General features: G+C 39.6%; 8 protein-coding genes. 4 read left to right on the top strand and 4 right to left on the bottom strand.

Annotation, left to right across the window (positions count from 1 at the left end):
• Both BR73_RS0100040 and BR73_RS0100035 read right to left on the bottom strand, forming a co-directional pair.
• Positions 1 to 522: glycosyltransferase family 2 protein (locus tag BR73_RS0100040; RefSeq protein ID WP_033163887.1), on the bottom strand; the 522-nt coding region annotated here is incomplete at its 3' end.
• 222 nt (positions 523 to 744) lie between these two features.
• A complete protein-coding gene (locus tag BR73_RS0100035; protein WP_051684851.1) occupies positions 745 to 1,677 on the bottom strand; it encodes a phosphodiester glycosidase family protein in 933 nt (310 codons plus the stop codon).
• 270 nt (positions 1,678 to 1,947) lie between these two features.
• On the opposite strand from BR73_RS0100035, the gene BR73_RS0100030 reads away from it, so the two are divergent.
• Complete coding sequence (locus BR73_RS0100030) at positions 1,948 to 2,595, top strand: flavodoxin family protein (protein ID WP_033163886.1); 648 nt, start codon at positions 1,948 to 1,950, stop codon at positions 2,593 to 2,595.
• A gap of 120 nt (positions 2,596 to 2,715) precedes the next feature.
• Positions 2,716 to 3,213 (top strand): peptidylprolyl isomerase, encoded by a 498-nt coding sequence (locus BR73_RS0100025; RefSeq protein WP_033163890.1) that lies wholly within the window; start codon positions 2,716 to 2,718, stop codon positions 3,211 to 3,213.
• A gap of 27 nt (positions 3,214 to 3,240) precedes the next feature.
• Here the strand turns inward: BR73_RS0100025 and BR73_RS0100020 are convergent, their stop codons facing one another.
• Positions 3,241 to 3,744: a peptidylprolyl isomerase gene (locus tag BR73_RS0100020; protein WP_081848477.1), complete on the bottom strand. Its 504-nt coding sequence runs from the start codon at positions 3,742 to 3,744 to the stop codon at positions 3,241 to 3,243.
• Positions 3,745 to 3,864: 120 nt separating this feature from the next.
• Positions 3,865 to 4,512 carry a flavodoxin family protein gene (locus tag BR73_RS0100015; protein WP_033163886.1) on the bottom strand — a complete coding sequence of 216 codons (648 nt, stop codon included), beginning with the start codon at positions 4,510 to 4,512 and terminating at the stop codon, positions 3,865 to 3,867.
• A 270-nt stretch (positions 4,513 to 4,782) separates the two neighbouring features.
• On the opposite strand from BR73_RS0100015, the gene BR73_RS0100010 reads away from it, so the two are divergent.
• Positions 4,783 to 5,715: a phosphodiester glycosidase family protein gene (locus BR73_RS0100010; protein WP_051684851.1), complete on the top strand. Its 933-nt coding sequence runs from the start codon at positions 4,783 to 4,785 to the stop codon at positions 5,713 to 5,715.
• 222 nt (positions 5,716 to 5,937) lie between these two features.
• Positions 5,938 to 6,462 (top strand): glycosyltransferase family 2 protein (locus BR73_RS0100005; RefSeq protein ID WP_033163885.1); only part of this gene is annotated, 525 nt, incomplete at its 3' end.

Below are 6,462 nucleotides of genomic sequence, written 5' to 3'. Positions count from 1 at the left end.
ATTACCGTTAATCTGAAGCAGCCAGGGGAGAAGCTCCGAGGAGAAGGCTCGCAATCCGGTTTGGGTGTCCTTTAGATTCTGACCGGATATCATGGTATATAAAAGGCTGGTAAGCCTGTTTCCGATTCTGCTTTTTAAAGGTATTTTTCCTATAAAATCTCTGCAGCCAAGTACAAGAAGCTTGCCGCCGTTTTTTAGAGCGGCAGCTACCTTTAGTATGTCAGAAGGCCGATGCTGCCCGTCACAGTCTGCACATACAATCTCACCTTTATACCCGCTGTTCTGAAGATAAGAAAAGGCGGTTTTAAGTGCTGCACCTTTTCCTTGATTTATCTTGTGCGTAAGGATATGGCAGCCTTTTTTTGAAGCTTCTGTAAAAATAATGTCATATTCCGAAGAACTTCCGTCATTGATAAGGAGAATAGCAAAATCACAGGTATTTCCCAGTGAATTTTTTAAAGAATCTATAAGCATTAATAATTTATCGTCTGGTTCATAAGCTGGAATTACCACTTCAAGCATATTTATCACCCACTGATACCGCTGGAAAGAAAGCGATACTGCCACAAGTTAAAAGAGTGAAAGAATCTTAGTGTGGCAGCCTTTCAATTCTATATTTTCTTTCACGCTTCCTAACATAATGTTGTTTTTGACATATAAAACAATCTTAAAGGAGTTATAACCCTTCCCCTATACACTTTGGAGTTTTTCTGTATGAAAATCCTTCATATCGAACCATTTAAGTTAGCCGATATAGAGAATATCACTGACACCGCGCTCTTTACCTTTACCAAGAGGATTATTAACAACCCTGCCCATAAAGTACATGGTAGAGGAGCCGCCCCCGTCCAGGTTATAAGCCTCGGTGCAGTTAAGGCTTACAAAGAGATCTGCAAATTCCTCCAGGGACATGCCTTTACTGTAGCCACTGCTGCGTCCATCCACTACAACAAATACATAGTGGTTAGGGCTGATAATACCTACACCGGTTCTGGGATTGGAGCCTTGTATGGAATGGTTGCCAAAGTTTGTATCAATTTCCACTTTACCAAGATTCGAGACAGCCATACTATCTGTAACAAGAGCAGGCCCGAAGGACAGGGTCTGCATTACTCCGGCATCCACTAATTCCTGTGCAGTAGTGGATGTCTCATCATATATTTTCATAGTACCGTCAGAATAAAAGGCCAGACCTGTTCTTGCGGGGCTATCCCGAAATATTTTTCCATTTCTTATGATGATTCCATCCTCTCTGAAACCATAGTAATCACCGTTTATAGCAAAGATGGCATTATTGGCCTCTGCGATTTCAGAGGTGTATTCGATTATATTCTGGCCGAATTTGTTATCCGCAAAGGCAGATTTTAAACTTGTTGAAGCTTTTAGGATTACGTCTGCCGTATAATAGGTAATGGTATCTGCACCGGTTCCGGCAGATACTTTTTTTATCTGAATTGATACCGTATCACTGGAATAATTCCAGTCATCTGCGGTATAATCTGTCCGGGAATCCTCTGTCCCTGTGTCTGTGGTATCAAGAGCGTTTTCAACTTTTACATGTTTGATAAGATAACGGTCGGCTGCCATATAAAGCAGTAAGGCAATAAGTATTAATGCAAGAATAAGAATTATGAAGGGTTTCTTAGTAGCTTTCCTGGTTGTTTTTTTCGTTTGCAAAGCAGCAGCTCCTTTCAATTAAAATAGATAACCTCAGTATAGAGGAATATTATGTTCAGTCTGTTAGCAAACTGTGATAAATCTGTGGGTTGATCCTCCAATAAAGCTTGACAGGCAGATACGGGAAATTATAAAATGAGTAAAAATATACCATACAAAGAGAAGAAACTATTTAATCCTACACTTAAGAAGATTAACTTTAGCTGATTGGTAATATCTGAAGTACAGGTTAAAAGTAATATAAAAGGAAAACAAGGAGGAAGAGTGAATATGAAAGTTATAGCAATTAATGGGAGCCCCAGAAAACATGGGAATACAGCTGAAATGTTAAAAAGTGCATTGGAGGGAGCAAAAGAGAACGGTGCAAAGACTAAAATCTATAACCTCTATGATATGGAATTTACCGGCTGTGTCAGCTGTTTTGCCTGTAAGAAGAAAGGAAAAGACTGTAAAGGCCTTTGTGTAATAAAAGATGATCTGAAAGAGGTATTAGAAGAAATATTAAAATGTGATGCGCTACTAATCGGCTCACCTATTTATTTTTCAGATGTAACCGGTGAAGTCAGATCTTTTTTAGAAAGACTGCTTTTCCCTATTCTGTCCTATAATAAAGGAGAGAGAGAAATCTTAAAGGAAAGTATTCCCTCAGCCTTTATCTATACCATGAATGTACCACTGGAACAATATGATAGTCTGGGCTATAAAGTGATCGCTGAAAGAAATCAGAAAATTATCGGAGGGCTTTTAAAAGCAGAATCTCAAATACTGTTATCCTGTAACACCTATCAGTTCAAGGATTATGATAAATACAATGCCAGCCGCTTCTCGGTAGAAGAAAAAGAGAAGGTTCGGAAAGAGCAATTCCCCCTGGATTTAAAAGCTGCTTTTGAATTAGGCAAACAGCTGACAACCAAATAGGGTTTTGCAGATAAGGTCTTGTTTGACGATGTTGTTTTCCTGTGGTATCATGAATATTTGAGCAGTAATTGTCTTATATAGTTTGTTTGGAAAAGAGAAGGAGAAAGGAATAAGTACAATATGAAGAAGAGTCACATCACTATTTTAGTTGCCTTAATAGTCATCATTGGAGCAGTTGCAGTCGGATTTGCTTTAAGAAAAGGGAATACAGCAGGAGGAGGCTCAGCTGTAACAGGTTATAAAGAACAGTTGGCTGAACCCAAAAAAGGCGAGACAGTAGCTGAATTAGTAATAGAAGGCTTTGGTTCCATTCACGTGAAGTTTTTTAATGAAGAAGCACCAAAGTCAGTGGAAAATTTTATAACTCATGCAAAAGACGGATATTATGATGGTTTAACCTTCCATAGGGTTATGGATAACTTTATGATTCAGGGAGGGGATCCTACCGGAACCGGGATGGCCGGTGAGAGCATCTGGGGAGAGAACTTTGAAGATGAGTTCTCAGACAACCTGCAGCCCTACCGCGGAGCACTCTGTATGGCTAACAGCGGTGCTAATACCAACGGAAGCCAGTTCTTTATCGTTCAGGCGAAGGACACTTATGATGAGGCACTTTAGTCCATTACACAGCAGATGGGCCACTGCTTATAATGATGATGCCTCATCATAAGTGTCCTTCGCCTGAACGATAAAGAACTGGCTTCCGTTGGTATTAGCACCGCTGTTAGCCATACAGAGTGCTCCGCGGTAGGGCTGCAGGTTGTCTGAGAACTCATCTTCAAAGTTCTCTCCCCAGATGCTCTCACCGGCCATCCCGGTTCCGGTAGGATCCCCTCCCTGAATCATAAAGTTATCCATAACCCTATGGAAGGTTAAACCATCATAATATCCGTCTTTTGCATGAGTTATAAAATTTTCCACTGACTTTGGTGCTTCTTCATTAAAAAACTTCACGTGAATGGAACCAAAGCCTTCTATTACTAATTCAGCTACTGTCTCGCCTTTTTTGGGTTCAGCCAACTGTTCTTTATAACCTGTTACAGCTGAGCCTCCTCCTGCTGTATTCCCTTTTCTTAAAGCAAATCCGACTGCAACTGCTCCAATGATGACTATTAAGGCAACTAAAATAGTGATGTGACTCTTCTTCATATTGTACTTATTCCTTTCTCCTTCTCTTTTCCAAACAAACTATATAAGACAATTACTGCTCAAATATTCATGATACCACAGGAAAACAACATCGTCAAACAAGACCTTATCTGCAAAACCCTATTTGGTTGTCAGCTGTTTGCCTAATTCAAAAGCAGCTTTTAAATCCAGGGGGAATTGCTCTTTCCGAACCTTCTCTTTTTCTTCTACCGAGAAGCGGCTGGCATTGTATTTATCATAATCCTTGAACTGATAGGTGTTACAGGATAACAGTATTTGAGATTCTGCTTTTAAAAGCCCTCCGATAATTTTCTGATTTCTTTCAGCGATCACTTTATAGCCCAGACTATCATATTGTTCCAGTGGTACATTCATGGTATAGATAAAGGCTGAGGGAATACTTTCCTTTAAGATTTCTCTCTCTCCTTTATTATAGGACAGAATAGGGAAAAGCAGTCTTTCTAAAAAAGATCTGACTTCACCGGTTACATCTGAAAAATAAATAGGTGAGCCGATTAGTAGCGCATCACATTTTAATATTTCTTCTAATACCTCTTTCAGATCATCTTTTATTACACAAAGGCCTTTACAGTCTTTTCCTTTCTTCTTACAGGCAAAACAGCTGACACAGCCGGTAAATTCCATATCATAGAGGTTATAGATTTTAGTCTTTGCACCGTTCTCTTTTGCTCCCTCCAATGCACTTTTTAACATTTCAGCTGTATTCCCATGTTTTCTGGGGCTCCCATTAATTGCTATAACTTTCATATTCACTCTTCCTCCTTGTTTTCCTTTTATATTACTTTTAACCTGTACTTCAGATATTACCAATCAGCTAAAGTTAATCTTCTTAAGTGTAGGATTAAATAGTTTCTTCTCTTTGTATGGTATATTTTTACTCATTTTATAATTTCCCGTATCTGCCTGTCAAGCTTTATTGGAGGATCAACCCACAGATTTATCACAGTTTGCTAACAGACTGAACATAATATTCCTCTATACTGAGGTTATCTATTTTAATTGAAAGGAGCTGCTGCTTTGCAAACGAAAAAAACAACCAGGAAAGCTACTAAGAAACCCTTCATAATTCTTATTCTTGCATTAATACTTATTGCCTTACTGCTTTATATGGCAGCCGACCGTTATCTTATCAAACATGTAAAAGTTGAAAACGCTCTTGATACCACAGACACAGGGACAGAGGATTCCCGGACAGATTATACCGCAGATGACTGGAATTATTCCAGTGATACGGTATCAATTCAGATAAAAAAAGTATCTGCCGGAACCGGTGCAGATACCATTACCTATTATACGGCAGACGTAATCCTAAAAGCTTCAACAAGTTTAAAATCTGCCTTTGCGGATAACAAATTCGGCCAGAATATAATCGAATACACCTCTGAAATCGCAGAGGCCAATAATGCCATCTTTGCTATAAACGGTGATTACTATGGTTTCAGAGAGGATGGAATCATCATAAGAAATGGAAAAATATTTCGGGATAGCCCCGCAAGAACAGGTCTGGCCTTTTATTCTGACGGTACTATGAAAATATATGATGAGACATCCACTACTGCACAGGAATTAGTGGATGCCGGAGTAATGCAGACCCTGTCCTTCGGGCCTGCTCTTGTTACAGATAGTATGGCTGTCTCGAATCTTGGTAAAGTGGAAATTGATACAAACTTTGGCAACCATTCCATACAAGGCTCCAATCCCAGAACCGGTGTAGGTATTATCAGCCCTAACCACTATGTATTTGTTGTAGTGGATGGACGCAGCAGTGGCTACAGTAAAGGCATGTCCCTGGAGGAATTTGCAGATCTCTTTGTAAGCCTTAACTGCACCGAGGCTTATAACCTGGACGGGGGCGGCTCCTCTACCATGTACTTTATGGGCAGGGTTGTTAATAATCCTCTTGGTAAAGGTAAAGAGCGCGGTGTCAGTGATATTCTCTATATCGGCTAACTTAAATGGTTCGATATGAAGGATTTTCATACAGAAAAACTCCAAAGTGTATAGGGGAAGGGTTATAACTCCTTTAAGATTGTTTTATATGTCAAAAACAACATTATGTTAGGAAGCGTGAAAGAAAATATAGAATTGAAAGGCTGCCACACTAAGATTCTTTCACTCTTTTAACTTGTGGCAGTATCGCTTTCTTTCCAGCGGTATCAGTGGGTGATAAATATGCTTGAAGTGGTAATTCCAGCTTATGAACCAGACGATAAATTATTAATGCTTATAGATTCTTTAAAAAATTCACTGGGAAATACCTGTGATTTTGCTATTCTCCTTATCAATGACGGAAGTTCTTCGGAATATGACATTATTTTTACAGAAGCTTCAAAAAAAGGCTGCCATATCCTTACGCACAAGATAAATCAAGGAAAAGGTGCAGCACTTAAAACCGCCTTTTCTTATCTTCAGAACAGCGGGTATAAAGGTGAGATTGTATGTGCAGACTGTGACGGGCAGCATCGGCCTTCTGACATACTAAAGGTAGCTGCCGCTCTAAAAAACGGCGGCAAGCTTCTTGTACTTGGCTGCAGAGATTTTATAGGAAAAATACCTTTAAAAAGCAGAATCGGAAACAGGCTTACCAGCCTTTTATATACCATGATATCCGGTCAGAATCTAAAGGACACCCAAACCGGATTGCGAGCCTTCTCCTCGGAGCTTCTCCCCTGGCTGCTTCAGATTAACGGTAATCGG

This window comes from Clostridium sp. KNHs205 (assembly GCF_000702945.1).
Taxonomy (GTDB): Bacteria; Bacillota; Clostridia; order Lachnospirales; family Lachnospiraceae; genus Anaerocolumna.
Note: the sequence above shows the minus strand (reverse complement) of the source record. Positions and strands in the feature narration are given on the sequence as shown.